General features: G+C 73.6%; 25 protein-coding genes. 18 read left to right on the plus strand and 7 right to left on the minus strand.

Annotated features, from left to right (window positions below):
- Nucleotides 1–121: 121 nt before the first annotated feature.
- The gene (locus SGLAU_RS18605; RefSeq protein ID WP_043502925.1) at nucleotides 122–1,237 is read left to right on the plus strand and encodes an alpha/beta hydrolase; all 1,116 of its coding nucleotides are present in this window, start codon (nucleotides 122–124) and stop codon (nucleotides 1,235–1,237) included.
- 186 nt (nucleotides 1,238–1,423) lie between these two features.
- Entirely contained in the window at nucleotides 1,424–3,031 is a 1,608-nt protein-coding gene (locus tag SGLAU_RS18610; RefSeq protein ID WP_318536224.1) for a hypothetical protein, read from the plus strand.
- Nucleotides 3,032–3,166: 135 nt separating this feature from the next.
- Here SGLAU_RS18610 and SGLAU_RS18615 read toward each other — a convergent pair whose 3' ends face one another.
- Together SGLAU_RS18615 and SGLAU_RS18620 are read right to left on the minus strand one after the other, a co-directional pair.
- Entirely contained in the window at nucleotides 3,167–4,501 is a 1,335-nt protein-coding gene (locus SGLAU_RS18615; protein WP_043502930.1) for a PH domain-containing protein, read from the minus strand.
- Nucleotides 4,498–5,001 (minus strand): PH domain-containing protein, encoded by a 504-nt coding sequence (locus SGLAU_RS18620; RefSeq protein ID WP_043502931.1) that lies wholly within the window; start codon nucleotides 4,999–5,001, stop codon nucleotides 4,498–4,500. Before SGLAU_RS18620 ends, SGLAU_RS18615 begins: the two co-directional genes overlap by 4 nt.
- A gap of 31 nt (nucleotides 5,002–5,032) precedes the next feature.
- Between SGLAU_RS18620 and SGLAU_RS18625 the strand changes: the two genes are divergently transcribed.
- Nucleotides 5,033–6,184, plus strand: coding sequence for an NADH-quinone oxidoreductase subunit D (locus tag SGLAU_RS18625; protein WP_043502932.1), 1,152 nt, complete (start codon nucleotides 5,033–5,035; stop codon nucleotides 6,182–6,184).
- 3 nt (nucleotides 6,185–6,187) lie between these two features.
- Here the strand turns inward: SGLAU_RS18625 and SGLAU_RS18630 are convergent, their stop codons facing one another.
- On the minus strand, nucleotides 6,188–7,204 hold the full coding sequence (locus SGLAU_RS18630; protein ID WP_043502935.1) for an SAM-dependent methyltransferase: 1,017 nt from the start codon (nucleotides 7,202–7,204) through the stop codon (nucleotides 6,188–6,190).
- Nucleotides 7,205–7,322: 118 nt separating this feature from the next.
- Here SGLAU_RS18630 and SGLAU_RS18635 point away from each other — a divergent pair, with 118 nt between their 5' ends.
- The 3 genes from SGLAU_RS18635 (at nucleotide 7,323) to SGLAU_RS18645 (ending at nucleotide 9,949) form a co-directional block, all read left to right on the plus strand.
- Nucleotides 7,323–8,522, plus strand: a complete 1,200-nt coding sequence (locus SGLAU_RS18635) for a sensor histidine kinase (protein WP_043502937.1) — start codon at nucleotides 7,323–7,325, stop codon at nucleotides 8,520–8,522.
- A gap of 74 nt (nucleotides 8,523–8,596) precedes the next feature.
- Entirely contained in the window at nucleotides 8,597–9,268 is a 672-nt protein-coding gene (locus SGLAU_RS18640) for a response regulator transcription factor (RefSeq protein ID WP_043502939.1), read from the plus strand.
- A 48-nt stretch (nucleotides 9,269–9,316) separates the two neighbouring features.
- Nucleotides 9,317–9,949 (plus strand): AAA family ATPase, encoded by a 633-nt coding sequence (locus SGLAU_RS18645; RefSeq protein ID WP_043502941.1) that lies wholly within the window; start codon nucleotides 9,317–9,319, stop codon nucleotides 9,947–9,949.
- Nucleotides 9,950–9,971: 22 nt separating this feature from the next.
- Here the strand turns inward: SGLAU_RS18645 and SGLAU_RS18650 are convergent, their stop codons facing one another.
- Nucleotides 9,972–11,075 (minus strand): DUF5937 family protein, encoded by a 1,104-nt coding sequence (locus SGLAU_RS18650; RefSeq protein WP_043502944.1) that lies wholly within the window; start codon nucleotides 11,073–11,075, stop codon nucleotides 9,972–9,974.
- 162 nt (nucleotides 11,076–11,237) lie between these two features.
- Between SGLAU_RS18650 and SGLAU_RS34460 the strand changes: the two genes are divergently transcribed.
- A complete protein-coding gene (locus SGLAU_RS34460; RefSeq protein WP_043502946.1) occupies nucleotides 11,238–11,447 on the plus strand; it encodes a hypothetical protein in 210 nt (69 codons plus the stop codon).
- A 143-nt stretch (nucleotides 11,448–11,590) separates the two neighbouring features.
- Here the strand turns inward: SGLAU_RS34460 and SGLAU_RS18660 are convergent, their stop codons facing one another.
- Nucleotides 11,591–12,781: a threonine aldolase family protein gene (locus SGLAU_RS18660; protein WP_412556268.1), complete on the minus strand. Its 1,191-nt coding sequence runs from the start codon at nucleotides 12,779–12,781 to the stop codon at nucleotides 11,591–11,593.
- 188 nt (nucleotides 12,782–12,969) lie between these two features.
- On the opposite strand from SGLAU_RS18660, the gene SGLAU_RS18665 reads away from it, so the two are divergent.
- The 10 genes from SGLAU_RS18665 to SGLAU_RS18710 all read left to right on the plus strand — a co-directional run bounded on the left by SGLAU_RS18665 (nucleotide 12,970) and on the right by SGLAU_RS18710 (nucleotide 21,847).
- Entirely contained in the window at nucleotides 12,970–13,902 is a 933-nt protein-coding gene (locus SGLAU_RS18665; RefSeq protein ID WP_043502951.1) for a Rossmann-like and DUF2520 domain-containing protein, read from the plus strand.
- A complete protein-coding gene (gene panC / locus SGLAU_RS18670) occupies nucleotides 13,899–14,909 on the plus strand; it encodes a pantoate--beta-alanine ligase (RefSeq protein ID WP_078957773.1) in 1,011 nt (336 codons plus the stop codon). The genes SGLAU_RS18665 and panC overlap by 4 nt, the downstream gene beginning before the upstream one ends.
- A complete protein-coding gene (locus tag SGLAU_RS18675; protein WP_043502952.1) occupies nucleotides 14,906–16,636 on the plus strand; it encodes an L-aspartate oxidase in 1,731 nt (576 codons plus the stop codon). Before panC ends, SGLAU_RS18675 begins: the two co-directional genes overlap by 4 nt.
- A gap of 5 nt (nucleotides 16,637–16,641) precedes the next feature.
- Nucleotides 16,642–17,619: a carboxylating nicotinate-nucleotide diphosphorylase gene (nadC, locus tag SGLAU_RS18680; protein WP_043502954.1), complete on the plus strand. Its 978-nt coding sequence runs from the start codon at nucleotides 16,642–16,644 to the stop codon at nucleotides 17,617–17,619.
- A gap of 17 nt (nucleotides 17,620–17,636) precedes the next feature.
- A complete protein-coding gene (locus SGLAU_RS18685) occupies nucleotides 17,637–18,434 on the plus strand; it encodes a type III pantothenate kinase (RefSeq protein WP_043502956.1) in 798 nt (265 codons plus the stop codon).
- Nucleotides 18,435–18,573: 139 nt separating this feature from the next.
- The gene (locus SGLAU_RS18690; RefSeq protein WP_043506790.1) at nucleotides 18,574–19,209 is read left to right on the plus strand and encodes a hypothetical protein; all 636 of its coding nucleotides are present in this window, start codon (nucleotides 18,574–18,576) and stop codon (nucleotides 19,207–19,209) included.
- Between the two features lie 55 nt (nucleotides 19,210–19,264).
- Nucleotides 19,265–19,438, plus strand: a complete 174-nt coding sequence (locus SGLAU_RS35690) for a hypothetical protein (RefSeq protein ID WP_043502957.1) — start codon at nucleotides 19,265–19,267, stop codon at nucleotides 19,436–19,438.
- Between the two features lie 821 nt (nucleotides 19,439–20,259).
- A complete protein-coding gene (locus SGLAU_RS18700) occupies nucleotides 20,260–20,730 on the plus strand; it encodes a BlaI/MecI/CopY family transcriptional regulator (RefSeq protein WP_078957774.1) in 471 nt (156 codons plus the stop codon).
- Nucleotides 20,731–20,739: 9 nt separating this feature from the next.
- A complete protein-coding gene (locus SGLAU_RS18705; protein ID WP_043502961.1) occupies nucleotides 20,740–21,288 on the plus strand; it encodes an amino-acid N-acetyltransferase in 549 nt (182 codons plus the stop codon).
- A 223-nt stretch (nucleotides 21,289–21,511) separates the two neighbouring features.
- A complete protein-coding gene (locus SGLAU_RS18710) occupies nucleotides 21,512–21,847 on the plus strand; it encodes a histone-like nucleoid-structuring protein Lsr2 (protein WP_043502963.1) in 336 nt (111 codons plus the stop codon).
- On the opposite strand, the gene SGLAU_RS18715 is transcribed toward SGLAU_RS18710, so the two are convergent.
- Nucleotides 21,826–22,509 carry an SCO3374 family protein gene (locus SGLAU_RS18715; RefSeq protein ID WP_043502966.1) on the minus strand — a complete coding sequence of 228 codons (684 nt, stop codon included), beginning with the start codon at nucleotides 22,507–22,509 and terminating at the stop codon, nucleotides 21,826–21,828. The genes SGLAU_RS18710 and SGLAU_RS18715 overlap by 22 nt on opposite strands.
- Before the next feature lie 430 nt (nucleotides 22,510–22,939).
- On the opposite strand from SGLAU_RS18715, the gene SGLAU_RS18720 reads away from it, so the two are divergent.
- Nucleotides 22,940–25,462: an ATP-dependent Clp protease ATP-binding subunit gene (locus SGLAU_RS18720; RefSeq protein WP_043502968.1), complete on the plus strand. Its 2,523-nt coding sequence runs from the start codon at nucleotides 22,940–22,942 to the stop codon at nucleotides 25,460–25,462.
- Between the two features lie 98 nt (nucleotides 25,463–25,560).
- Here SGLAU_RS18720 and SGLAU_RS18725 read toward each other — a convergent pair whose 3' ends face one another.
- Nucleotides 25,561–26,193, minus strand: coding sequence for an HAD family acid phosphatase (locus tag SGLAU_RS18725; RefSeq protein ID WP_052413818.1), 633 nt, complete (start codon nucleotides 26,191–26,193; stop codon nucleotides 25,561–25,563).
- Between the last annotated feature and the right edge of the window lie 168 nt (nucleotides 26,194–26,361).

The raw sequence follows: 26,361 nt of genomic DNA on the forward strand, positions 1-26,361 counted from the left end.
CGGCGACATTGCGCCCTCTAGGACGGTGTCTCGGGGGCGGAGGTTCACTCCGTTCCCCCAAGCGGGGTCAAAGGCCGGGGAAACCCGGGGAAAGTCAGGGAAGGACGGGTGGGTGCCACCCATGGGGCTCACGAGTGACGTGGTGCTGGCGCTGGCGGTCGGGTCGGCCGTCGCGCTGTTCGCCGCAACGGTGTGGCTGTGGCCACGGCTGGCCCGGCGCGGCTGGCGGGCCGTCGGCGGCCGGGTCGGGCTGCTGCTGGCCACACAGGTGGCGCTGTTCGCCGCGGTGGGGCTGGCCGCCAACCAGTCGTTCGGCTTCTACGCGAGCTGGGCGGACCTGTTCGGGCAGGAGGACGACCTGGGCGTGGTGGTCGACCATGCCGGGGGCGGCGGTGTGAAGGTCCTGGAGAACGAGCGGGTGCCGGGGGCGCCGGGACTGCGGCCGGAGATCAACGGGCGGGTGCAGAAGGTCGCCCTGGCCGGCCGTTCGACCGGGCTGACGGTGCCCGCGTACGTGTACCTGCCGCCGGAGTACTTCCAGCCGCGCTACCGCACGCACGCCTTCCCCGCGGCCGTGGTGCTGAGCGGCTATCCGGGCACCGCGCGGTCACTGGTCGACAAGCTGCACTTCCCGCGCACCGCCCGGGATCTGGCGGCCAAGGGCCGGATGGAACCGATGGTCCTGGTGATGCTGCGGCCGACCGTGGCGCCGCCGCGGGACACCGAGTGCGTGGACGTCCCCGGCGGCCCGCAGGCGGAGACGTTCTTCGCGAAGGACCTGCCGGCGGCGGTCGGGGGCCACTACCGGGTGGACGGCGAGCCGGGCCGGTGGGGTGTCATCGGCGACTCCACGGGCGGTTACTGCGCCTTGAAGTTCGCGATGCACCACCCGGACGTCTACGGCGCCGGCGCGGGCCTGTCGCCGTACTACGACGCGCTGACCGACGCGACCACGGGCGACCTCTTCCAGGGGGACGAGTCGGTGCGCGACCGCGCCGATCTGTGGTGGTGCCTGGACCATCTGCCCGCGCCGAAGACCTCGCTGCTCGTCACCAGCAGTAAGTCCGGTGAGAGCAACTACAAGGACACACTGAAGTTCATCGACCGGGTGAAAGCGGCGCCCCCGACGCGTATCTCGTCGATCATCCTGGAAAGCGGCGGGCACAACTTCAACACCTGGCGGCGGGAGATCCCGGCCGCGCTGGAGTGGCTGGGCGGGCGGCTGACCGAGGAGTGAAACGATCTTGGTGAATTCGGCGCCGGGCTCTTTCCCCGTGCCGGACCCTTTCCTTCCGCCTTGTCTTCCTGATGGGATGTGAACCCTCGCCGGTGGCTTTCTTTTTACGGCCCGGGGCACCACGATTCGCGTACGCGCGGTAAGTTTCTGGCCATGCCACGTGGACGTCACCGTCATTCCCCGCCCTTGCACAGGCTGCTTCCCCCGTCGGCTATCGCGGGCCTCTCCCTCGTCTGCGCCGTCGGGCCCTGGGTGTTCACGGAACCGATGGTGCTGCGGGGGCTGGCCGCCGCCGCCGCGGTGACGGCGGTCGTCGGCGCGGTCGTCATGCGGCGCTGGGACACGCAGGCGGGCAAGCGCGTCGCCGAGCTCACGCGCGCGCGGGCGAGCGACGAGTGGCGCTTCGAGGAGCGGGTCGCCGAACTGGAGAGCGACCTCGACGAGTCCCGGGAGCTGCGCCGGAAGCTGGAGCAGCGGCTGCGCGCCAAGCGCGCCGAACTGGCCGGCCTGCGCAACGAGCACGCAGCGCTGCTGCGCCGGTACGCCACCGCGGAGACCGAGCGGGCGAGCGCGCTGGAGGGCCGGCGACTGCTGGAGATCGAGACCACGTCGCCCGCGCGGGCACTGCCGCCGGCCCCGGTGCGGGAGCAGCAGCCCGAGCAGGCGGGGCAGGCGGCCGACGCCGTCCCGGGCGGGCCGGCCGTGCCCGCGCTCTCCTCCCCGGAGGGTTCCCGGCTGTTCCTGCGCGCCGGGGCGGCCCTCGCCCGCCTCAGCGCCGGGACGGCCCCGGAAGCGTCGGCCGACGCGGCCGCCCCTGGGTCCGGTGCGGCCCCCGGGGCGGGTGACGCGGAGGACGCGAGCCCGGAGGCCAGGCCGCGCACGGGTGCTGACGACGCGTTCGCCGGCCCGGCGGGTGCTGACGGCGCGTCCGAGGCGGGTGCGGGTGCGGGTGCTGACGCCGCGGTCGAGATGCGCGTGGGTGCTGATGACGCGTCCGGAACCCGCGTGGGTGCCGATGAGCCGTCCGGGACCGGCGGCGCGGCCGCTGATGACGCGTCCGGGACCGGCTCGGGTGCCGTCGGTGCGTCCGGGACCGGTGCGCGGTCCGGCTCCGCCGGCTCCGGTGCGACGTCCACGGCCGGCGTGTCGCCGGACGGGGCTCCCGAGCCTGACGTGTCGGTCGGTACGGCGTCGGGGCCCGGCGTGTCGGCCGGTGCGTCGTCGGGGCCCGGCGTGTCGGCCGGGGCCGGCGCCACGGATGTCCCCGAGGCCACCGTGCCGCGGCAGGGCACCCGGCCCGGGTCCGGGCGTCCCGCCGAGGCGGAGGCCGCGCGGGAGGACGAGGCGCGGGGGAAGCCCGAGGCGGCCGACGGGCAGGAGCACGCGGCCGCCGCCCCCACGGACCGGTCCGACGTCCCCGCGGACCGGTCCGCCGGCCCGCGGCAGCCCGCGGGGCACTTCGCCGTGCCGACCGCCGTCGCCGTCGTACCGCCCGCCCCCGCGCGGCGCCCCGCCGTCGAGGGCGGCTTCGACTTCTTCGGCACCAAGGCGAAGAGCGCGGACTCCGCCGCCCTGGAGGCGGTGCAGAACGAGGACCTCGCCGACGTCGTCGGCCAGGAGGCGCTGGACCTGCACAAGGCCGAGACCGAGGGGAGGGCCGGGCGGCCGGCCGCGGCGGAGTTCAAGCCGCCGAGCCCCGCCGTCGAGCGGGCCGTCGGCCAGGTCATCGACCTGACGGCCCACGACGAGACGGAACAGATCGACATCCAGGGCCTGCGCACCGCGGCCTCCTGAGCGGCCGGGGCACACCTCCGGCCCCGGGCATCGTCGCCGGGGAGGGCCGTCCACGGGGCCCGTCCGGGCGGGCGCCGGGCGCGCGGCGCGTGCCGTGCGCCGCGGAGCGCCGCCGCCCCGGCCGGCGGTCACGGCCTACGCCATCCACCGGTCCGGGCGGGCGTCCCTGCGGCCCGTGCGGGATCGCTCGGCCTGGGCGCGCAGCAGGCGCACGGCCTCCTCGGCGTCCCGCAGCCGGGCGGTGACGGTCTTGTCCGCTCCCGTGTCCACGTGGACGTCTGCGAGGCCCCACAGGCGCTCCCAGGGGCCCTGACTGAGCCGGACGCTCTGCACCTTCGCGTGCGGGACGAGGGCGAGCCGGCGCCGCAGCAGGCCGTGGCGGGCGGCGAAGACGGCGTCGGTGGCGGTGAAGCCGTAGCCCCGCCACCACAGCGGCGCACAGCGGCCGGCGCGCCGCGGCGACCCGGTGAGCGCCGGTCGCGGCGGCACCGTGACGCCGGGCAGCACGCGCGCGACGACGGACTCGGCGACCTCGCGCGGGGCCACCGGCAGCAGCACGGAGTTCGACGACCCGGCCACGTCCAGCTCCACCCGGACCCAGCCGCGGCGCCGCCACAGCAGCGGTTCCACGATCCGCACGGTCTGCACCCGCCCCGGGGGCACCGTCTCGTGGACGCGGTCGAGCAGCCCGCGGTCGATCCGCAGCCCGTCCGGGGACTCGGCCACCGTCCAGTCGTACTCCGCGACGAACCGCCCCACGCTGCTCGCGCCCGCCGCGCCGAGCAGCGGCACGGCCGTGGCGACGACCGTCCACAGGCTGTGGGTGGCGAACCACAGCACCGGCGGGACGACGAGCGCGGCGACCAGCGAGCCCCAGGTGGCGCCCGTCAGCACCAGGGAGAGCGCGAGGACGTTGGGAGGCACGCGCAGCAGCCGGTACGCCGGGGCCTCGCCGACCTCGTGCGCCGACTCCGGCGCGAACCCGGCGGCCCGCGCGAGCAGCTCGGCGCGCAGCGCGCGGGCCTCGTCCTCGCCGAGGAAGGCGAGTTCGTCCTTCTTGTCGGTGCCTATGACGTCGAGTTTGAGTTTGGCGACGCCCGCCACGCGCGCGAGGAGCGGCTGGGTGACGTCGACGGCCTGGATCCGCTCCAGCCGGATGTGCGCGGTGCGCCGGAACAGCAGGCCGGTGCGGATGCGCAGCTCCGACTCCGTGACCGCGAAGTGGGTGAACCACCAGGTGAGGAAGCCGTAGAGGGCGGCGGCCGGGATGAGCACGGCGAGCCCGACGAGCAGGGTGGTCGTGGTCAGCCGGGCGAGCTGGCGCTGCGCCCCGTCGGGGTCGTGCAGCGCCCAGCCGATCAGCACGGCGACCGGTGCCCACGCCCGCCGCAACGGCGTCACCGGGTGCAGCCGCCGCTCGGTCACCGCGCCGCCGCGGCGTATGCCGTCCTCGGTGCCGGGCGCGCTCACAGCCCCGCCGATCGAGCCTCGCCCAGCTCCGTGAGCCGGTCGCGCAGCCGTTCCGCCTCGGCCGGGTCCAGGCCGGGGATGGTGGCGTCGGTCGCGGCGGCGGCCGTGTGCAGCTGCACACTGGCCAGGCCGAAGTGCCGCTCCAGCGGGCCGGAGGTGACCTCGACGAGCTGCATGCGCCCGTAGGGCACCACCGTCTCCTCGTGCCACAGCACGCCCCGGCTGATCAGCAGGTCGTCGGCGCGTTCGGCGTACCGCCAGGAGCGCCAGTTGCGCTCGAGCAAGCCCCAGCACCCCGCCGTCAGGGCCGGCGGCAGCAGTCCGAACGCCGCCCACGCGGGCCCCACGAGCAGACCGAGCGGCAGGGCGAGGCCCACCGCGAGGATCACCGTCCACACCAGCAGCAGCAGCCGCCGCATCCGCAGCAGCCGCGGCGGCAGCCCCGTCCACACCGGCTCGTCCCCCGCCGTCTCCGCGCCCCGCGGGCTCCCCGTCTCCATGGGGCCAGCGTACGTAGGAGAGACTGGGGCCATGACTCCTACGACGGAGACCACGGTCGGGATCGGCGGTGCCGCGGAGAGCACCGACATGGTGCTCAACATCGGCCCCCAGCACCCGTCCACACACGGTGTGCTGCGGCTGCGGCTGCTGCTGGACGGCGAGCGGATCACCAGCGCGGAGCCGGTGATCGGCTACATGCACCGCGGGGCGGAGAAGCTGTTCGAGGCGCGCGACTACCGGCAGATCATCATGCTCGCCAACCGCCACGACTGGCTGTCGGCGTTCTCCAACGAGCTGGGCGTCGTGCTGGCCGTGGAGCGGATGCTGGGCATGGAGGTCCCCCCGCGCGCGGTGTGGACGCGCACGCTGCTCGCCGAGCTGAACCGGGTGCTCAACCACCTGATGTTCCTCGGCTCCTATCCGCTGGAGCTGGGCGGCATCACGCCGGTCTTCTACGCGTTCCGGGAGCGCGAGGTGCTCCAGAACGTCATGGAGGAGGTCTCCGGCGGGCGGATCCACTACATGTTCAACCGGGTCGGCGGCCTCAAGGAGGACCTGCCGGCCGGCTGGACGGCACGCGCGCGTGCCGCTGTCGCCGCCGTCCGCTCGCGCATGGACGTCTACGACGACCTGGTGCTCGGCAACGAGATCTTCCGGGGACGCACGCGGGGCGTGGGCGTCCTCGCCCCCGAGGCGGTGCACGCCTACGGCGTGAGCGGCCCCATCGCGCGCGCCTCGGGCGTCGACCTCGACCTGCGCCGCGACGAGCCGTACCTGGCCTACGGCGAGCTGCGGGACACCCTCAAGGTCGTCACCCGGCGGGAGGGCGACTGCCTCGCCCGCTTCGAGTGCCTGCTGGAGCAGACGCACAACGCCCTCGACCTGGCCGACGCCTGCCTCGACCGGATCGCCGGGCTGCCGCCCGGGCCGATCAACCAGCGGCTGCCGAAGGTCCTGAAGGCGCCCGAGGGGCACACCTACGCGTGGACCGAGAACCCGCTCGGCATCAACGGCTACTACCTGGTCAGCAAGGGCGAGAAGACGCCGTACCGGCTGAAGCTGCGCTCGGCCTCGTACAACAACATCCAGGCGCTCACCGAGCTGCTGCCGGGGACGCTGGTGGCGGACATGGTGGCGATCCTGGGGTCGATGTTCTTCGTGGTGGGGGACATCGACAAGTAGGGGTCACAGCCCGGGGGGCGATGCCTGCGCCAAGGGGTCCGCGATGCCGACCGGCTGGACCAGCCAGCCGAAGTCGCCGAGCCCGCCCGCCGCGGTCAGCTCGGCGGCCTCACCGGCGCTCGTGAGGGCGCGCACATAGGCCGCGGGGTCCTGGGAGGCGAGCGCGAGCGGGGGGCGCGCGCCCGTGATCCCCAAGGCGTGCAAGGCGGCGCGCTGGGTCAGCACGCGCCCTCCGGGGAGCGCGCACGCGTCCAGGGCGACGTGCGCCGTGATGTCGCAGGACCCGTCCGGCACGGGCACGGTCCCGCGCCCCTCCCGGAAGCCCGTCAGCGTCCCGAACGGGGGGCGCGCGTCCACCGTGTGCGCGTAGTCCACCGCCACCGCGAGCCCGCGCTCCACACGGGACACGGCCGACGCCCACGCGGCGTCCCGGGGCAGCCCGATCTCCGCCCGCAGCCCCTCCTCGGCCGGCAGCGGCCACCACCGGGCCAGCCACGCGGCCTCCGCGCCGGTGACCGGCTCGCCCAGCCGCTCGGTGCCGTCCGCCCGCACCAGCACCCGCCGCGGCACGCCCGAGGCGTCGGTCTGCGCGACCTCCACGGGAACGTTGTCCAGCCACTCGTTGGCGAACAGCAGCCCGGTGACGGCCTCCGGCAGTCCGGCGCGCCACTCGACCCGGGGATCGAGCCCCACCGGCCGGGTGGCGATTTCGACGGCGCACGCGCGCGTGCGGGCGGCCGTCCCCGCGGGGAGCGCGGCGAGCACCCCGGTGACGAGTTCGCCGCGGCCCGCCGCCATGTCCACGAAGTCCAGCCGGTCCGGGCGGCCCAGCGCCTCGTCGACCCGGCACAGCAGCCCGGCCACCGCCCGCGCGAACAGCGGCGACGCGTGCACGGACGTGCGGAAGTGCCCGGCGGGGCCCTCGGGACGGCGGTAGAAGCCGTCCGGCCCGTACAGCGCGGCCTCCGTCGCCGCCCGCCACCCCCGCCACCCGGGACCCGTCACCGTCTCGTCCGTCACACGGCCAGGCTAGGCGTTCAGGGGAACGGCTCCTCCACCTTGCGGAGTACATGTGTCCGATACGGATCGATCCTCCGGTTGACCCCCGCACGCACCGGGCTTCCCTACGCTGGGTTACGTGCAGCGCCTCTATGACTTCCTCCGCAGGCACCCGACCTGGGTCGACGGCTTCTGGGCCGTGATCCTGCTCGGTCTCTCGCTGGCGGGAGGTCAGGTCGAACGGGACGTGGGCACCGATCTGCCGGTGCTCATCGTCCCGGTCGTGCTGGTGCTGTGCGTCGTGGTCGCGCTGCGCCGCCGGCTGCCGGAGCCGATGCTGCTGCTCGCGATCGGGGCCGGCGTGAGCCAGCTCGTGCTGGACGTGGCCACCACGCCCGCCAACTTCGCCATGCTGGTGATCGTCTACACGGTGGCCGCGATCGGGGCGCGCTGGGCCTCCCGGGTGGCGCTGGTCGCCGGGCTGTGCGCGGCGCCGCTCGCCCAGCTCCGCTGGCCGGCCACCGAGACCAGCGTGGCGGGCGACGTCGCGGTCGCCGTCTTCCAGACCGTGCCGTTCGCCCTGGCCTGGGTGCTCGGCGACTCGATCAGGACCCGCCGCGCCTACTTCGCGCAGCTCGAGGAACGGGCCGCGCGCCTGGAGAAGGAGCGCGAGGCGCAGGCGAAGGTCGCGGTCGCCGCCGAGCGCGCCCGCATCGCCCGGGAGCTGCACGACGTCGTCGCGCACAACGTGTCGGTGATGGTGGTGCAGGCCGACGGCGCCGCCTACGTCCTCGACGCCGCCCCCGACCAGGCGAAGAAGGCGCTGGAGACGATCTCCTCCACCGGCCGCCAGGCGCTCGCGGAGATGCGCCGGCTGCTCGGGGTGCTGCGCACCGGCGAGCACGAGGAGAGCGGGGAGTACGTCCCGCAGCCCGACGTGGAGCAGATCGAGGACCTGGTCGCGCAGTGCCGGGACTCCGGGCTGCCCGTCGACTTCAAGGTCGAGGGCACGCCGCGCCCGCTGCCCAGCGGGGTCGAGCTGACCGCCTACCGCATCGTGCAGGAGGCGCTGACCAACACCCGCAAGCACGGCGGCCCGAACGCGGGTGCCAGCGTGCGCCTGGTCTACTTCGACGACGGCCTCGGGCTGCTCGTCGAGGACGACGGCAAGGGCGCCCCGCACGAGCTGTACGAGGAGGGTGGCGCCGACGGTCAGGGCCACGGCCTGATCGGCATGCGCGAGCGGGTCGGGATGGTGGGCGGCACCCTGGACGCGGGCCCCCGGCCCGGCGGAGGATTCCGCATCAGTGCCCTCCTGCCGCTCAAACCGGCGCACTGACGCATTCGCACGCCCCTTGTTGACACCTGTCACGCCCCCCCGCTCACACGACCATGGACATGGAAGAGGCCCCGATGACGATCCGCGTGATGCTCGTCGACGACCAGGTGCTGCTGCGCACCGGGTTCCGGATGGTGCTGGCAGCCCAGCCGGACATGGAGGTCGTCGCCGAGGCGGGCGACGGCGTCGAGGCGCTCCAGGCGGTCCGCTCGACCGCCGTCGACGTGGTGCTGATGGACGTCCGGATGCCCAAGCTGGACGGCGTGGAGGCGACCCGCCGCATCTGCGCGGAGCAGGACCCGCCGAAGGTGCTGATCCTGACCACCTTCGACCTCGACGAGTACGCCTTCTCCGGACTGAAGGCGGGCGCCTCCGGGTTCATGCTGAAGGACGTGCCGCCCGGCGAACTGCTCGCCGCGATCCGCGCGGTGCACAGCGGCGACGCCGTCGTGGCCCCTTCGACCACCCGGCGGCTCCTGGACCGGTTCGCGCCGATGCTCCCCAGCACCACCGGGGAGCCGCAGCACAAGGAGCTGGAGCGGCTGACCGAGCGGGAGCGCGAGGTCATGGTGCTGGTCGCGCAGGGCCTGTCCAACGGCGAGATCGCCGCCCGGCTGGTGCTGTCGGAGGCGACCGTGAAGACACACGTGGGGCGGATCCTGACCAAGCTCGGGCTGCGGGACCGGGTGCAGGTCGTCGTCCTCGCGTACGAGACGGGGCTGGTGCGGGCCGGCGGACACGGCTGACGGCACCGGCCCGCAGACGGGCCCCGGCGACGTCGGTAGGGTCCCGCCATGCTCCTGTGGATCAACGGCCCCTACGGGGGCGGCAAGACACAGACCGCGCACGAGATACGACGCCGCCTGCCCGGCAGCGTCGTCTGCGACCCCGAGCACGTCGGCTTCGGCCTGCACCGCATGCTGCCGCCCGCCCTGCGCGGGGACTTCCAGGACCTGGCGGCCTGGCGGCAGGGCGTCGTCGAGGTCCTCGACCTCGCCCTGACCCGGCACGACGGCGTGGTGATCGCGCCCATGACCGTCACCCACGCCGGCCACTTCGCCGAGACCGTCGGACGGCTGCGCGACCTCGGCCACGACGTGCGCCACTTCACCCTGCTCGCGGAACGCGACACCGTCCTCGCCCGGCTCCGCGAGCGCGGATTCGGGCGGGTCCTGCGACACGCGGCGGGGAAGGACGCCGGACCGCGCGGGGAGAGCTGGGCCGTCCGGCAGCTCGACCACTGCCTGGAGCGACTGCGCGAGCCCGAGTTCGCCGAGCACCTGTGGACGGACCACACCAGCGTGCCGAAGACGGCCGACCGGATCGCCGTCCTCGCCGGACTGACGCTGCGGCCCAACCGGGAGGGACCCGTGCGGACCCGGCTGCGGCAGATCGGGGTGGGCATCCGGCACATCCGCCTCGACTGACCCGCGCCCGCGCGGGCGCGGGTCAGCGCAGCACGCCCTCGATGAAGTCACTGCCCAGCCGGGCCACCGCCGACAGGTCGAGCTGGTGCTGCGCGTAACGCCCCCGGCGGCGGGTGCTGATCAGCCCCGCCTTCTTCAGCACGCTCAGATGACGGGATATCTCGGGTGCCGACATGCCGTGCGCGTCGGCCAGCTCGCTGGTGGTGTGCGGCGCGCGGGCGAGGTGCCGGCACAGCCGCATCCGCACCGGGTGGGCCAGCGCCTCCAGCCGGCGGGTGAGCTGTTCCACGGAGGGGGCCTGCGGCGCGGAGCCGCTGACCGGGTAGGTGATGGCCGGCTGCCAGCCGTACCGGTGCAGCACCATCACGTGCGGCCAGCCCAGGCTGGTCGGCACCAGGACCAGGCCGCCGTCACCGGTGGCGGTGCGGCCCACGATCAGCTTGTCGACCGTGATCAGCGCGGCCTCCTCGTCCAGCGACACCGCCGAGGACATCGCGGTCAGGGCGTCGGCGAGGCCCTTGCGGCGCAGCAGCTCCGTCTTGTGCCGCGCGTCGGCGGCCAACTGCGGCTGGACGCGGGCCCAGACGTCCGCGAAGAAGGCCTCCTCGCAGTCCTGCATGAGCTGCCGGAACCAGGCCCGCACGGCCGGCGGATCGTGGAGCAGCCGCCGGGTGAACCGCTCCTGGACGCAGCCCCGCGCGGCCGCCATGTCCAGCGCGCGCCGGCGCACGGCCTCGTCCTCCAGCGGGCCCGCGCTCCCGGTGTCGTAGCCGATCTGGCAGGTGAACTCGAGCGCCGCGTGCACGAACTGCTGGTCCGTCAGCTTGTCCAGCAGGTCCAGCTCGTCGGCGAGCGTGGCGCCGGGCAGCGTCCGGGCACCGGGGACCCCGGCGAACGGGGCGAAGACGTCGGAGAACGTGGTGCGCCACAGGAAGTCCGCCTCGCACAGGCGGTCCGCGAGCGACGGGTCCAGCTGCGAGGACACCGCCGTCGCCCAGCCCTGGAGGCCCGGATGGTGACCGGGCTCGCTGAGCGCGTGCAGGGCCATGCCGAGTTCGGCCAGCGGCGACGGCACGAAGGAGATCCGCTCCCGCGGCAGGCCGGTGATGTCGATGCTCACGCTCATGAGCCCATGGTGCACGCCGGCACCGACAGCGCTCCTCCCGATTGACGGCTGCCGTCAACCGACGGGACACACCGGGCGGGCCGGTCGCAGGCTGGGGGCACCGGGGCAGCCGCGGAGCCTCCCGGAAACCCTGTCTCCCACGTCCCGAAGGGGCGGCCCGCCATGAACGTCACGCAGCAGTACCTCCTCGACACCTACCGCGCCCACCACCTCGGTGAAGCCGCCCCGCCGCAGCCCGGCGCCCACGACTGGCAGGTCGTGCGCGAGTGGCGCGACCGCCGGGAGTTCCGGGCCGTCCTGTCCGGCCGCCTGGCGCGCGGACGTGCCCGGCGCCTCTGGAGCCGCCGGCTGCGGCCGCGGCTCCGGTTCTAGCCGCGCACGTACCTGCGGCGGGGCCCCGAGCCGTGGTCCGTGGTTCTGGCCGCGCACGTGCCTGCGGTGGGGTCCCGAGCCGTGGTCCGTGGTTGTGGCCGCGCACGTGCCCGCGGCGGGGTCCCCAGCCGCCGGCCGCGGTCCTAGCCGCCCGCGCGGGCGGCCTCCTCGGCCAGCCGGACCGCGAGGTCCGCGACCGCCGACCGTACGTCGTCCGCGGTCCACGCCAGGCCGTCGGCGCGGACCTGGACCTCCGTCACGGCGATGTCCGGCCCCCTGCGGTCCCAGCCGTAGGGGAAGAGGACCGTCCCGGTCTCCTCGGCCGTGCGGACCGCGGCCTCGGTGACGACGTCGGCGTCGTACGGCAGCCACACCTGGAACTCGTGGGTGTGCGGCACCCCGGGGTGCACCCGTGCCCACGGCAGCCCGGCCGCGGCGAAGCCGTCCCGGAGCGCGGCGGCCACCACGCGCGCGTGGCGCACGTACTCCGGCAGCCGGGGCAGTTCCCGCTCCAGCCCGGCGAGTGCCGACAGGACGGTCGGGAACTGCTGGAACACCGTGCCGCCGTAGCGGTGCCGCCAGACCTTCGCCTCCTCCACCAGGCTGCCGGGGCCGGCCAGTGCCGCGCCGCCGTAGCCGCCGAGGGACTTGTAGAACGACACGTACACGCTGTCCGCCAGGCCCGCGATCTCGCCGAGGGGGCGGCCGAAGTGGACCGTCGACTCCCACAGGCGCGCGCCGTCGAAGTGCACCACCGCCTCACGTTCGCGCGCCGCCTCCACGACCTCCGTCAGCTCCTCCCAGGACGGCAGCAGGAAACCGGCGTCCCTGAGGGGCAGCTCCAGCATCAGGGTGCCGAACGGCTCCTCCAGCGCGCGTACCTCGGCGGCGGCCGGCGGCCGCGGCTCGCTCGTCACGTGGACCGGGCGCAATCCGCTGACCTGGCCGAGCGCATGGCGTTCGTGCACCTCCGGATGGGCGAGCGGGTGCAGGGCGACGGCCGGGTTCCCGGTACGGCCCGCCCAGCAGCGCAGCGCCACCTGCTGGGCCATCGTCCCGGTCGGGAAGAACGCGGCGGCCTCGGTGCCGAGCAGCCCGGCCACCTTCTCCTCCAGCGCCCCCACGATGCCGTCGCCGTACAGGTCCGCCGGCGCGTCCAGGTCGTACAGCTCCGGCGCCGTGTCCAGCACCGCCAGGCGCTCCTGGAGGGTGAGGGCGAAGCCGGGACGCGCGAGAATGCGCTGCGCGCTCCGGCAAGCGCTGATGCGCCGCTCCCGGCGCCGTCTGCGCCGCTCCTCGTCCGTCGCCTGCTCCGGTGCGCTCTGTTCGGCCATGTCGCTCATGCCGCGATCATCGCGCGCGGGGGCCCGCGGGGGCAGCCCGATTCCTAGCAGCCCGAAGGGGAACCCCGGACAGAACCCACGGCCTGTGGACAGCCCGACGCCCCTCGAACCGATCGCGTTAACATGACGAGAAATCGTCCGGTACCCAGAGCGGACTGGAACGGGAAGGCCGCCGTCGCGTGAGTACAAGCCAACAGCCAGATCCCCGGGACCGCCCCGCGCGGCTCACCGTCGGCGTCGTCGGCGCCGGCCGGGTGGGCCCCGCCCTCGCCGCGTCCCTCCAGCTCGCCGGGCACCGCCCGGTCGCCGTCTCGGCGGTCTCCGACGCCTCCCGCAGGCGCGCCGCGCTGCTGCTGCCCGACGTGCCCGTGGTCCCGCCCGCCGAGGTGCTGGAACGCGCCGACCTGGTGCTGCTGACCGTCCCCGACGACACCCTGCCCGGCCTCGTCACCGGCCTCGCCGAGACCGGCGCCGTGCGGCCCGGCCAGCTCCTCGCCCACACCTCCGGACGGTACGGCGCGAAGGTCCTCGACCCCGCCCTGCGCGCGGGCGCCCTGCCGCTGGCCCTGCACCCGGCGATGACCTTCACCGGCACCCCCGTCGACGTGCAGCGGCTCGCCGGCTGCTCGTTCGGCGTCACCGCCCCGGACGAGCTGCGCCTCGCCGCGGAGGCCCTGGTCATCGAGATGGGCGGCGAGCCGGAGTGGATCGCCGAGGCCGCCCGGCCGCTCTACCACGCGGCCCTCGCCCTCGGCGCCAACCACCTGGTCACCCTGGTGGCCCAGTCCATGGAACTGCTGCGCACCGCGGGGGTCGCCGCCCCCGACCGGATGCTCGGCCCGCTGCTCGGCGCCGCCCTCGACAACGCCCTGCGCTCCGGCGACGCCGCCCTGACCGGGCCGGTCGCGCGCGGGGACGCGGGCACCGTCGCCGCGCACATCGCCGAGCTGCGCGCCCACGCCCCGCAGACCGTCGCCGGCTATCTGGCGATGGCCCGCGCGACCGCCGACCGCGCGCTCGCCCAGGGGCTGCTGAAGCCGGAACTCGCCGAAGACCTGCTGGGTGTGCTCGCCGACGGCGCCGCGCTGCCCGAGAACGGGGGAGACCGATGAGCCGGGACTTCGAACTCGTCCCCACCCCGGACGAGCTCCGGTACGCCCTGGAGCACTTCGCGGTGCCCGGCCGCACCGCCGTCGTGATGACCATGGGGGCGCTGCACGAAGGCCACGCCACCCTGATCCGCACCGCGCGGGAACACGTCGGACGCAAGGGCTACGTGGTGGTCACCGTCTTCGTGAACCCGCTCCAGTTCGGCGCGGGCGAGGACCTGGACCGCTATCCGCGCACCCTGGACGCCGACCTGAGGACCGCCGAGCGGGCGGGCGCCGACATCGTGTTCGCCCCCTCCGTCGACGACATGTACCCGGACGGCAGGCCCGAGATCACCCTCCGCGCGGGAGCCATGGGCGAGCGGCTGGAGGGCGCCTCGCGCCCCGGCCACTTCGACGGCATGCTCACCGTCGTCGCCAAGCTGCTCCACCTCACCCGGCCCGACGTCGCGTTCTTCGGGCAGAAGGACGCCCAGCAGCTCGCCCTGATCCGCCGCATGGTGCGGGACCTGAACTTCCCCGTCGAGATCGTCGGCGTGCCGACCGTCCGCGAGGAGGACGGCCTCGCCCTGTCCAGCCGCAACCGCTACCTCTCCCCCCAGGAGCGGCGCACCGCCCTCGCGCTGTCCCGCGCGCTGTTCGCCGCCCAGGACCGGCACGTCGCGCTGGAGGCGCTGCGCGCGCGGGCCCTCGAAGTGCCCTCCACGCACGCGCGTGCCGAGGCGCTGAGCGCGATAGGGGAGTCCCGCGCGGCGGCCGACGCGCACGCCGTCGCGAAGGCCGTCCCCGGCGGCCCGGCCGAGGTCCGCACGGCGGCCCGGCTGGTCCTCGACGAGGCCGCCCGCGTCGACCCGCCGCTCGCCCTGGACTACCTCGCCCTGGTCGACCCGTCCGACTTCACCGAGGTCGGCGACGACTTCACCGGCGAGGCGGTCCTCGCCGTCGCGGCCCGGGTCGGCGCGACCCGGCTGATCGACAACATCACCCTCACCTTCGGAGCCGCCTCGTGACCAGCACAGGCATACGACTGCACGCGCCCGCCCCGGGCTGGTCCATCGACGCGGACGTGGTGGTCGTCGGCTCCGGCGTGGCCGGTCTGACCGCCGCCCTGCGCTGCGAGGCCGCCGGCCTGAACACCGTCGTCGTCACCAAGGCCCGCCTCGACGACGGCTCCACCCGCTGGGCCCAGGGCGGCATCGCCGCGGCCCTCGGCGAGGGCGACAGCCCCGCACAGCACCTCGACGACACCCTGGTCGCGGGCGCGGGCCTGTGCGACGAGCAGGCGGTGCGGATCCTCGTCACCGAGGGCCCCGACGCCGTACGGCGGCTCATCGGGACCGGCGCCCGGTTCGACGAGTCCGACGGGGGCGGCCTCGCGCTCACCCGCGAGGGCGGCCACCACCGCCGCCGTATCGCCCACGCGGGCGGTGACGCGACCGGCGCGGAGATCTCCCGCGCGCTGGTCGAGGCGGTCCGCGCGCGCGGCATGCGCACCGTCGAGAACGCCCTCGTCCTCGACCTCCTCACGGACGCCGAGGGCCGTACGGCGGGCGTCACCCTGCACGTCATGGGGGAGGGCCAGCACGACGGCGTGGGCGCCGTGCACGCCCCCGCGGTGGTCCTCGCCACCGGCGGCATGGGACAGGTCTTCTCCGCCACCACCAACCCGTCGGTCTCCACCGGCGACGGCGTGGCCCTCGCGCTGCGCGCGGGCGCCGAGGTCAGCGACCTGGAATTCGTGCAGTTCCACCCGACCGTGCTGTTCCTCGGCCCGGAGGCGGAGGGCCAGCAGCCGCTGGTCTCCGAGGCGGTCCGCGGCGAGGGCGCCCACCTGGTCGACGCCGACGGCGTGCGCTTCATGACGGGACAGCACGAACTGGGCGAACTCGCCCCGCGCGACATCGTCGCCAAGGGCATCATGCGCCGCATGCAGGAGCAGGGCGCCGCGCACATGTACCTCGACGCCCGCCACTTCGGCGCCGAGATGTGGGAGCACCGCTTCCCGACCATCCTCGCCGCCTGCCGCGCCCACGGCATCGACCCGGTGCGCGAGCCCGTCCCGGTCGCCCCGGCCGCCCACTACGCCTCCGGCGGCGTGCGCACCGACCCGCACGGCCGCACCACCGTGCCCGGCCTCTACGCGTGCGGCGAGGTCGCCTGCACCGGTGTCCACGGCGCCAACCGCCTGGCCTCCAACAGCCTCCTCGAAGGGCTCGTGTACGCCGAGCGCATCGCCGCCGACATCGCCGCGGCCCACGCCGGCAGCGGCCTCCACGCGCGCGTGCCGCAACCGGCCCCCCGGTCCGAGGTCCCCGAGCACCCCCTCCAGCCCGCCGAGGCCCGCTTCGCCATCCAGCGGATCATGACCGAGGGCGCGGGCGTGCTGCGCTCCGCCGACTCCCTCACCAAGGCCGCCGACCGGCTCCAGCGGCTGCACTCCGAGGCCCGCGACGCCCTCACCGAGAACGGCAAGACCGCCGAGCCCGGTGTCGACACCTGGGAGGCGACCAACCTGCTGTGCGTGGCGCGCGTCCTGGTCGCCGCCGCCCAACTGCGCGAGGAGACCCGCGGCTGCCACTGGCGCGAGGACCACGCCGACCGCGACGACACCGCGTGGCGCCGCCACATCGTCGTACGGCTGAATCCCGACCGCAGCCTCGCCGTGCGCACCACGGACACCGCAGACTTCCCCCCGACCCGGCCGAACCCTCCGGCGCACCGTCCCCAGGAGCAGTGAGAGCAGTGAGCACCCCCGACCTTCCCCTCGCCCAGAACGGCGGCTGCGGCGACGGCTGCGCCTGCGGCGCGGACACCGACGACGCCTACCTGGAGTGCGGTCTCGACCCCGCGCTCGCCGAGCTCCTCGCCGACGCCGGACTCGACCCCGTCGAGATCGAGGACCTCGCCAACGTCGCCGTCCAGGAGGACCTGGCGGGCGGCGTCGACGTGACGACCGTCGCCACCATCCCCGAGGACGCGGTCGCCACCGCGGACTTCGTCGCCCGCGAGGCGGGCGTGGTGGCGGGCCTGCGTGTCGCCGAGGCCGTCGTGTCGGTCGTCTGCGAGGACGAGTTCGAGGTGGAGCGCCACGTCGAGGACGGCGACCGCGTGGAGGCGGGCCAGAAGCTGCTCTCGATCACCACCCGCACCCGCGACCTGCTCACCGCCGAGCGCAGCGCACTCAACCTCCTGTGCCGCCTCTCCGGCATCGCCACCGCCACGCGCGCGTGGGCGGACGTTCTGGAGGGTACGAAGGCACGCGTGCGCGACACCCGTAAAACCACCCCAGGACTGCGGTCGCTGGAGAAGTTCGCGGTCCGCTGCGGCGGCGGCGTGAACCACCGCATGTCGCTGTCCGACGCCGCTCTCGTCAAGGACAACCACGTGGTCGCCGCGGGCGGCGTCGCCCAGGCCTTCCGGGCCGTCCGCGAACGCTTCCCCGACGTCCCCATCGAGGTCGAGGTCGACACCCTCCACCAGCTGCGCGAGGTCGTCGACGCGGGCGCCGACCTGATCCTGCTGGACAACTTCACCCCGGGCGAGTGCGAGGAGGCGGTGGCCATCGTCGACGGCCGCGCCGCCCTGGAGGCCTCCGGCCGGCTCACCCTGGACAACGCCAGGGCGTACGCGGACACCGGCGTCGACTACCTCGCGGTGGGTGCCCTCACCCACTCCTCGCCGATCCTCGACATCGGCCTGGACCTGCGAGCGGCGGAGTAGGGAACGGGGGACCGGCCATGCTGCTGACCATCGACGTAGGCAACACGCACACCGTGCTCGGCCTGTTCGACGGCGACGACATCGTCGAACACTGGCGCATCTCCACCGACGCCCGCCGCACCGCGGACGAGCTGGCGGTGCTGCTCCAGGGCCTGATGGGCATGCACCCGCTGCTCGGTGACGAACTGGGCGACGGCATCGACGGCATCGCGATCTGCGCGACGGTCCCCTCCGTCCTGCACGAGCTGCGCGAGGTCACCCGCCGCTACTACGGCGACGTCCCGGCCGTCCTCGTCGAACCCGGCGTCAAGACGGGCGTGCCGATCCTCACCGACAACCCCAAGGAGGTCGGCGCGGACCGCATCATCAACGCGGTCGCCGCGGTCGAGCTGTACGGCGGACCGGCGATCGTCGTCGACTTCGGCACGGCGACGACGTTCGACGCCGTCTCCGCGCGCGGGGAGTACGTCGGCGGCGTCATCGCGCCCGGCATCGAGATCTCCGTCGAGGCGCTCGGCGTGAAGGGCGCCCAGCTCCGCAAGATCGAGGTGGCCCGGCCGCGCAGCGTCATCGGCAAGAACACCGTCGAGGCGATGCAGGCGGGCATCGTCTACGGCTTCGCGGGACAGGTGGACGGCGTCGTCAACCGCATGGCCCGCGAACTGGCCGACGACCCCGACGACGTGACGGTCATCGCGACGGGCGGCCTGGCGCCCATGGTGCTGGGCGAGTCCTCGGTGATCGACGAGCACGAGCCCTGGCTGACGCTGATCGGCCTGCGGATGGTGTACGAGCGGAACGTCTCCCGCATGTGAGCGGACGCCAGGCCGGGAGCCCCCCGGGCGGCCCCCGCATACGGGTGGCTCCCCGCGCCACACCGGCGACCCATGCGAAGTTTGTCTGATTAGCGCGTATCGTCGCCGCATGCCCACGCCCTACGGATCCCGCGGCGGCCTGGCGTTCGGTGTGGAGGAGCTGCGTGTGCTCCGCCGCGCCCTCGCCCTCGCCCTCCAGCCCGGCCGGCCCTCGGCCGAGGACGTCCAGGACTGCCTCCGCCTCGCCGACACCCTCGACGAGGCGCTGGCCGAGGGAGCCCGTCTGCGGGCCTTCCTCGTAGCAGACCTCGCCCGCTACCGCGCAGCCCTCCCCGGCACCGCCGCCGGCTACCTCACCCTCCTGGAGGAGGTGCTGAGCGCCGGCCACCGCCCCACGCCCGACGACCTCGCGGCTCTGCGCGCCCTGCGCGGCAACCCCGTGGCCGCCGCCCTGCTGGGCCGCTGCCAGGCCCTCGCCGAGCAGGACGTCCGCGCCCGCCTGACCCACCACACCGTCCCGGCCCCGGCCACGCGCCCCCACCGGCTGCTCCCGGCGTCCCGCACCCGCCTGCTCGCCCTCCCCGGCGGCCGCCACGCCGATGCCGCCGACCGGCCCGCCCGGGAGCCCGGGAAGCAGCCCGCGCAGAAGCCCGCCCGGCCGGGCGCGCCCCAGCCGCCGGCCCGCCGTCCCATCCCCACCCCCGGCGAGGTCTTCCCCCGCCGCAAGCCGCCCCGGCCCCCGGCCGACCCGCCGCAGCACCGGGCCGCCGGCTGACCGTCCGGCGCCACCCCCGCCCCGGGGTCCCGGCCGACGCGACTACCCTGAAGCCATGGACTACGTCTCCGCGCTCCTGCCCCCGGTCGTCATGGCCGTGTTCTTCATCAGCGTGATCAGGGTGATCGTGAAGACCCAGGGCGGGGCCAACAAGGCCAAGGAGGACGCGGCCGTCGACGCTGCCCTCGCCCGCGCGGAAGCCGCCCGCCAGCCGTCCCCGGACGCCTGACCCCGCCCCACGCCCCGGCTACGGCACGCGGCGGGGCGTCGGCCGGCCCCCGCCGCGGAGCAGCACGCCCTGCCCCTGGCGCGCGGCGAGGGGCGCCCCGGCCCGGCCAGTGAGCAGCGCGCCCTGACCCCGGCATACGGCAGGCGCGCCCTGCCCCCGGTGCGCGGTGAGAGGCGCCCTGGCCCTGGCGCGCGGTGGGCACGCCACGCCCTGACCCTGGTGCGCGGCGAGCGCCCCCTGACCCCAATACGTGGCGAGGCGCGCCCTGACCCTGGCGCGCGGCGAGGGGTGCCATGCCCCCGGCGCGCGGACGGGCGCGCCCTGGCCCCTGGGGTTCGGCGTGGCACGCTCTGGCCCTGGCAGCCGCCGACCCGGCAGCCGCCGACCTGGCAGCCACCACCCGGCAGTCGCCGATCCGCCGGCCGGCAGTCCGTCGGTCCTGGGCGCCCTGGTGGCCGTGACCACGGGCTCCCGGAGGCAGGTGGCCCGCGTTCCCGGCCACCGGCGGGTGCCGGACCGGGGCCGCGCCCCGTCGTCCACCGGCACGTCATGGGTCACGCCCGCCCGAGCCGCCCGCCCCGGCGGAAGCGCGCACCTGGCGACCGCGGAGGATGCCCTCGCCGGTTCGGAAGCGCGCACCCGGCGACCGCGGAGGACGCCCCCGTCACCTCGGGCGGCCGGCACCCGCCCCGCGGGCCGGTGGACGCGGACCCGCTCCCGGCCCGGTCGCCGATGCCGCAGCCTGCACCTTTTGCCAGTGTTTGCCGGGAAGGCGCCCGTTCGGCACGCCGTCGGTGGGATCTCCCACTATTGTTCAAGCTGTGCCTCGCCCATTGGGAGAACTCGAAGACGCGGTCATGACGCGGGTGTGGAAGTGGAACCGCCCGGTGACCGTTCGAGAAGTCCTGGAAGACCTTCAGCGGGAACGGTCCATCGCCTACACCACGGTGATGACCGTTTTGGACAATCTCCATCAGAAGGGCTGGGTCCGCCGCGAGGCGGAAGGCCGGGCCTATCGATATGAGGCGGTCTCCACCCGCGCCGCCTACGCCGCCGCCCTGATGAACGAGGCCTGGTCGCAGAGCGACAACCCCGCCGCCGCACTCGTGGCGTTCTTCGGCATGATGAGCGAGGAACAGCGGCTCGCCCTGCGGGACGCCATGCGCATCGTCGAGGGCCCGGAAACACCGGAGCCGGAACCGGAACGGCCGCCACGGCCGGAAGCCCGCCCACAAGCCGAGGGCGCGGAAGGGGAGAACCCCGGCTCGGCACCGGAGCGCGACGGGCGATAGCGTCCGACCATGTCCGCGATGAGCCCCTCCGCCGAGAACCCCGAAGTCACCGCTAAAGCCATCACCGTCCGCAGGGCCCGGACCAGCGATGTCCCCGCCGTCCGCGGGCTCCTTGACGCGTACGTGCGGCACGGCATCCTGCTCGACAAAGCGATGGTGACGCTTTACGAGGACATCCAGGAGTTCTGGGTCGCGGAACGGGACGACAACGCCGAGGTCGTCGGCTGTGGCGCACTGCACGTGATGTGGGAAGACCTGGCGGAAGTGCGCACTCTGGCGGTGAAGCCGGGGCTCAAGGGCGCCGGCGTCGGCCACCGGTTGCTGGAGAAGTTGCTGCAGACCGCCCGCTGGCTCGGCGTCCGCAAGGTTTTCTGCCTCACCTTCGAAGTGGACTTCTTCGGCCGGCACGGCTTCGTGGAGATCGGCGAGACACCGGTCGACACCGATGTCTACGCGGAGCTGCTGCGTTCCTATGACGAGGGCGTCGCGGAGTTCCTGGGTCTCGAACGAGTGAAACCGAACACCTTGGGCAACAGCCGGATGCTTCTGCATCTGTGATCGTCGCTATTCCGCTGCGCGGACCCTTGCCCCGGTGCCCTATGTCCGAAACGCGCACGTTTCCGGGCGTTGGCGGGGCAGTGGGTCTCTCCCAGGGGTTTGTGTTTTTCCAGCAAAAGCGGTTTGCTTTCCGACGTACTGCTGTACTGCATATAACAGGGGGCGGCGAAACGGCGGACGCCGCGGACCCCACGTCCTCACGTTATCGATGAAAGGAAATCCGGTGGCACAGAAGGTTCAGGTCCTTCTTGTCGACGACCTCGACGGCGGCGAGGCGGACGAGACGGTGACGTTCGCGCTGGACGGTAAGACGTACGAGATCGATCTCACGACCGCCAATGCGGACAAGCTTCGCAGCCTTCTCGACCCCTATGTGAAGGGCGGTCGTCGTACCGGGGGCCGTGCTTCGGGCGGGCGTGGAAAGGCGCGGGCCGCTTCCGGCGGCAGCCAGGACACCGCCGCCATCCGGGCCTGGGCGAAGGAGAACGGTTACGAGGTCAACGACCGCGGCCGCGTTCCGGCGTCCATCCGCGAGGCTTACGAGAAGGCCAACGGCTGAGCATCCGCGCGCCGCAGCCGGATCCGGTGGCAGTGAGCCGCCACCGTGTCCACGACGCGTACGAGATCGGGGGCGCCCCCACCGCCCCCCAAGGCCGACAGCGTCGGCAGCGAGGCCCCGGTCTCGCGCCCCGAACCGGGGGGCCGCACCCACACGGCGGCCCCCTGTGCCGAGCCGCCCCGGCCGGCGGCCGGCGGCGGCCCGCCGTCCCCCCACGGCACGGCGGCCGGCCCGGTGACCGCGGACTCCCCCGGGGCCCACTGCGCGCCCGTTCGCGGTGCGTCCATGAGGGCGCCCTCGCCGAGGGCCGTGAGATCCAGGTCCAGCGAGCCCCACTCCAGCCAGTCGAGCAGCCCCGGCAGCTCCTGCGCGGTGCCCGGGGCCGTCAGCAGCCGCACCCGGCCGCCCTGTGCGGCGACCGGAGAGGCCGGCGCCAGGTGCCGCAGCGCGGCGAGCCCCGCCGCGGCCGGGACGTCGAGGACGTCGAAGCGCGGCCCCACCGCGAGCCGCAACGGGCTGCCGGGCACCACGGGCCACCCCAGATCGTTCTCGTACCACCCGCGGAGCCGGTCGCCCGCGTCGCGGGGCGGGCGGGAGCGGCGGGGACGCCGGGGGTGAGGGAGGGTGACGGACGGTGGGGACTGCGGGGCTGCGCCGGCCATGCCCGGTGCAACCGCCGAACTGCCGTCCGGGTTACGCTGTGTGTTCCCATGAACGCCGAGAGTGCGGGAAGAGGGGGCGTGCGGGGGTGCGGGGAGGCGCAAGGTTGTTCGCCCATAGCGGAGGGGAACGGTGTGCGCGGCATGGACCGTCCGTCGCAGCGGGTAAGACATCCCTAGTGGGAGGGGGCGACGCGCAGGAAAGGCCGTCTCACGTTCGCCATCGGCGTACTGATGGTGAGGGTAACTGCCTGGCCTGCGGGAACATCGTCTCGCACCATCGGGTTGGAGCAGATGTCGGCGTTCGGGGTCAGGAGGCCAAGGACGGTGTCGGCAGTTGGAATGAGCGGTCCCCGCTCGCGGGACTAAGCTGCGGAAGGACAGGGAGGGGAAGTTCCCCTTACTGCCTGACCGCTCTGAGGAGCGATTAACGATGTTCGAGAGGTTCACCGACCGCGCGCGGCGGGTTGTCGTCCTGGCTCAGGAAGAAGCCCGGATGCTCAACCACAACTACATCGGCACCGAGCACATCCTCCTGGGCCTGATCCACGAGGGTGAGGGTGTCGCCGCCAAGGCCCTTGAGAGCCTCGGGATTTCGCTCGAGGCGGTCCGCCAGCAGGTGGAGGAGATCATCGGCCAGGGGCAGCAGGCGCCGTCCGGCCACATCCCCTTCACCCCCCGTGCCAAGAAGGTCCTGGAGCTGTCGCTCCGCGAGGCGCTTCAGCTGGGCCACAACTACATCGGCACGGAGCACATCCTGCTCGGCCTGATCCGTGAGGGCGAGGGCGTCGCCGCCCAGGTCCTGGTCAAGCTGGGCGCAGATCTGAACCGCGTGCGGCAGCAGGTGATCCAGCTGCTCTCCGGTTACCAGGGCAAGGAGACCGCCACCGCCGGCGGCCCTGCGGAGGGCACCCCCTCGACGTCCCTGGTCCTCGACCAGTTCGGCCGGAACCTCACCCAGGCCGCTCGTGAGTCCAAGCTCGACCCGGTCATCGGGCGCGAGAAGGAGATCGAGCGGGTCATGCAGGTGCTGTCCCGCCGTACCAAGAACAACCCGGTCCTCATCGGTGAGCCCGGCGTCGGCAAGACCGCCGTCGTCGAGGGCCTCGCCCAGGCCATCGTCAAGGGCGAGGTGCCCGAGACCCTCAAGGACAAGCACCTCTACACCCTGGACCTCGGCGCGCTGGTCGCCGGCTCCCGCTACCGCGGTGACTTCGAGGAGCGCCTGAAGAAGGTGCTCAAGGAGATCCGCACCCGCGGCGACATCATCCTGTTCATCGACGAGCTGCACACGCTGGTCGGTGCGGGTGCCGCCGAGGGCGCCATCGACGCGGCTTCCATCCTGAAGCCGATGCTGGCCCGCGGTGAGCTGCAGACCATCGGCGCGACCACGCTGGACGAGTACCGCAAGCACCTGGAGAAGGACGCGGCCCTGGAGCGCCGCTTCCAGCCGATCCAGGTCGCGGAGCCGTCCCTGCCGCACACGATCGAGATCCTCAAGGGCCTGCGCGACCGGTACGAGGCGCACCACCGCGTCTCGATCACCGACGAGGCGCTGGTCCAGGCCGCCACCCTGGCCGACCGCTACATCTCGGACCGCTTCCTGCCGGACAAGGCGATCGACCTGATCGACGAGGCCGGTTCCCGGATGCGCATCCGCCGGATGACCGCGCCGCCGGACCTGCGCGAGTTCGACGAGAAGATCGCCGGTGTCCGCCGGGACAAGGAGTCCGCGATCGACTCGCAGGACTTCGAGAAGGCCGCCTCGCTGCGCGACAAGGAGAAGCAGCTCCTCGCCGCCAAGGCGAAGCGGGAGAAGGAGTGGAAGGCCGGCGACATGGACGTCGTCGCCGAGGTCGACGGCGAGCTGATCGCCGAGGTGCTGGCCACCGCCACGGGCATCCCGGTCTTCAAGCTCACCGAGGAGGAGTCGTCCCGCCTGCTCCGCATGGAGGACGAGCTCCACAAGCGGGTCATCGGCCAGGACGACGCCGTCAAGGCGCTGTCCAAGGCGATCCGCCGTACGCGTGCCGGTCTGAAGGACCCGAAGCGTCCGGGTGGCTCGTTCATCTTCGCCGGTCCGTCCGGTGTCGGTAAGACCGAGCTGTCCAAGGCGCTCGCCGAGTTCCTCTTCGGCGACGAGGACGCGCTGATCTCCCTCGACATGTCGGAGTTCAGCGAGAAGCACACGGTGTCGCGGCTCTTCGGTTCGCCCCCCGGCTACGTGGGCTACGAGGAGGGCGGCCAGCTGACCGAGAAGGTCCGCCGCAAGCCGTTCTCCGTCGTCCTCTTCGACGAGGTCGAGAAGGCCCACCCGGACATCTTCAACTCGCTGCTGCAGATCCTGGAGGACGGTCGTCTGACCGACTCCCAGGGCCGGGTCGTGGACTTCAAGAACACGGTCATCATCATGACGACCAACCTCGGCACCCGGGACATCTCCAAGGGCTTCAACCTGGGCTTCGCCGCCCAGGGCGACACGAAGACCAACTACGAGCGCATGAAGAACAAGGTCTCGGACGAGCTGAAGCAGCACTTCCGGCCCGAGTTCCTCAACCGCGTCGACGACGTGGTCGTCTTCCCGCAGCTGACCCAGAACGACATCCTCCGGATCGTCGACCTGATGATCGGCAAGGTGGACGAGCGCCTGAAGGACCGGGACATGGGCATCGAGCTGTCCCAGTCCGCCAAGGAGCTGCTGTCCAAGAAGGGCTACGACCCCGTGCTGGGCGCCCGGCCGCTGCGCCGGACCATCCAGCGCGAGATCGAGGACTCGCTGTCGGAGAAGATCCTCTTCGGCGAGCTGCGCCCCGGTCACATCGTGGTCGTGGACACCGAGGGCGAGGGCGAGTCCCAGACCTTCACCTTCCGCGGTGAGGAGAAGTCCGCCCTGCCGGACGTCCCGCCGATCGAGCAGGCGGCCGGCGGTGCCGGGCCGAACCTGAGCAAGGAGTAGGCCCCACGGCCACGTGAGGCAAGTGAAAGGGCCGGTGCCCCGTCCGGGCACCGGCCCTTTCGCGTGCGCGCGCAGCGGGCGGTACTGCGCGGGCGCCCCTACGAGAGCTGCCCGCCGTAGTCGGGGAGCTTGTACGTCTTCTCGGCGTGACCGCCCGACAGGTCGGTGGCGCTGTTGCCGATGTTGGCGATGATCGTGTAGCCCTTGGACTCGATGGCGACGCGCTGCGCCGTCTTGTAGTCGGCGACGTTCTTGAAGAGGTCGAAGAAGCCGCGGACGTGGAGCCCGGAGACCTCGTAGCCGGTCTTCTCCAGGTTGTACTCGGTGGGCGCGGCGATGATGCCGGGGCGGGCGGTCACGAAGAACAGGGCGACGCCGTGCTCCTGGGCGTACTCGGCCACCTCCAGGACCGGCTTGTTGGCCGGCTGCGGGAAGCTGAACCCGAAGTCGGTCTCCAGGGCCGTGTTGTCGATGTCGAAGACGATCGCCTGCTTCTCGCCCGGCTTCGGCTGGGCGATCCGCTGCTGGAGGTAGGGCAGGGCCTGGTCCATCACGGCCCGGCAGTCCTTCTGCCAGGTGCCGTAGTCGACGTCCGCCGCGGCGGTGCGCGCCGCGGTGACGACGGCGGGGGTGCCGGGGCCGGCCGAAGCTTCGGCGGGGGCGGCGATGGCCAGCAGGGCGGCCGCGGTGACGGCAAGGGTGGCCGTGCGGCGCATCCCGGGTCTCGTCATGGGTGGGGGGTCCTCTCACGTCGGTACGGCGGCATGTCGTGTGCATGTTCGTGTACGCGGGTGACGCGAGGTGAACCGTATGGTTACCGGACGGTACGTGGCTAGGGGTGTGCATCACGTGACGACATGCGCCGTACCACGGCATGCGCCTCGGGACGGAGGGCGGCA

The sequence above is a fragment of the Streptomyces glaucescens genome, from assembly GCF_000761215.1.
In the GTDB taxonomy this organism is placed as follows: Bacteria; Actinomycetota; Actinomycetes; order Streptomycetales; family Streptomycetaceae; genus Streptomyces; species Streptomyces glaucescens_B.

What these genes read in the sequence shown, in the direction of transcription:
- SGLAU_RS18725 (WP_052413818.1), bottom strand. Translation starts at nt 26,193, where the DNA reads ATGACGAGACCCGGGATGCGCCGCACGGCCACCCTTGCCGTCACCGCG.
- SGLAU_RS18640 (WP_043502939.1), top strand. Translation starts at nt 8,597, where the DNA reads ATGACGATCCGCGTGATGCTCGTCGACGACCAGGTGCTGCTGCGCACC.
- SGLAU_RS18720 (WP_043502968.1), top strand. Translation starts at nt 22,940, where the DNA reads ATGTTCGAGAGGTTCACCGACCGCGCGCGGCGGGTTGTCGTCCTGGCT.
- SGLAU_RS34460 (WP_043502946.1), top strand. Translation starts at nt 11,238, where the DNA reads ATGAACGTCACGCAGCAGTACCTCCTCGACACCTACCGCGCCCACCAC.
- SGLAU_RS35690 (WP_043502957.1), top strand. Translation starts at nt 19,265, where the DNA reads ATGGACTACGTCTCCGCGCTCCTGCCCCCGGTCGTCATGGCCGTGTTC.
- SGLAU_RS18625 (WP_043502932.1), top strand. Translation starts at nt 5,033, where the DNA reads ATGACTCCTACGACGGAGACCACGGTCGGGATCGGCGGTGCCGCGGAG.
- SGLAU_RS18705 (WP_043502961.1), top strand. Translation starts at nt 20,740, where the DNA reads ATGTCCGCGATGAGCCCCTCCGCCGAGAACCCCGAAGTCACCGCTAAA.
- panC (WP_078957773.1), top strand. Translation starts at nt 13,899, where the DNA reads ATGAGCCGGGACTTCGAACTCGTCCCCACCCCGGACGAGCTCCGGTAC.
- SGLAU_RS18685 (WP_043502956.1), top strand. Translation starts at nt 17,637, where the DNA reads ATGCTGCTGACCATCGACGTAGGCAACACGCACACCGTGCTCGGCCTG.
- SGLAU_RS18715 (WP_043502966.1), bottom strand. Translation starts at nt 22,509, where the DNA reads ATGGCCGGCGCAGCCCCGCAGTCCCCACCGTCCGTCACCCTCCCTCAC.
- SGLAU_RS18645 (WP_043502941.1), top strand. Translation starts at nt 9,317, where the DNA reads ATGCTCCTGTGGATCAACGGCCCCTACGGGGGCGGCAAGACACAGACC.
- SGLAU_RS18620 (WP_043502931.1), bottom strand. Translation starts at nt 5,001, where the DNA reads ATGGAGACGGGGAGCCCGCGGGGCGCGGAGACGGCGGGGGACGAGCCG.
- SGLAU_RS18650 (WP_043502944.1), bottom strand. Translation starts at nt 11,075, where the DNA reads ATGAGCGTGAGCATCGACATCACCGGCCTGCCGCGGGAGCGGATCTCC.
- SGLAU_RS18605 (WP_043502925.1), top strand. Translation starts at nt 122, where the DNA reads ATGGGGCTCACGAGTGACGTGGTGCTGGCGCTGGCGGTCGGGTCGGCC.
- SGLAU_RS18660 (WP_412556268.1), bottom strand. Translation starts at nt 12,781, where the DNA reads ATGGCCGAACAGAGCGCACCGGAGCAGGCGACGGACGAGGAGCGGCGC.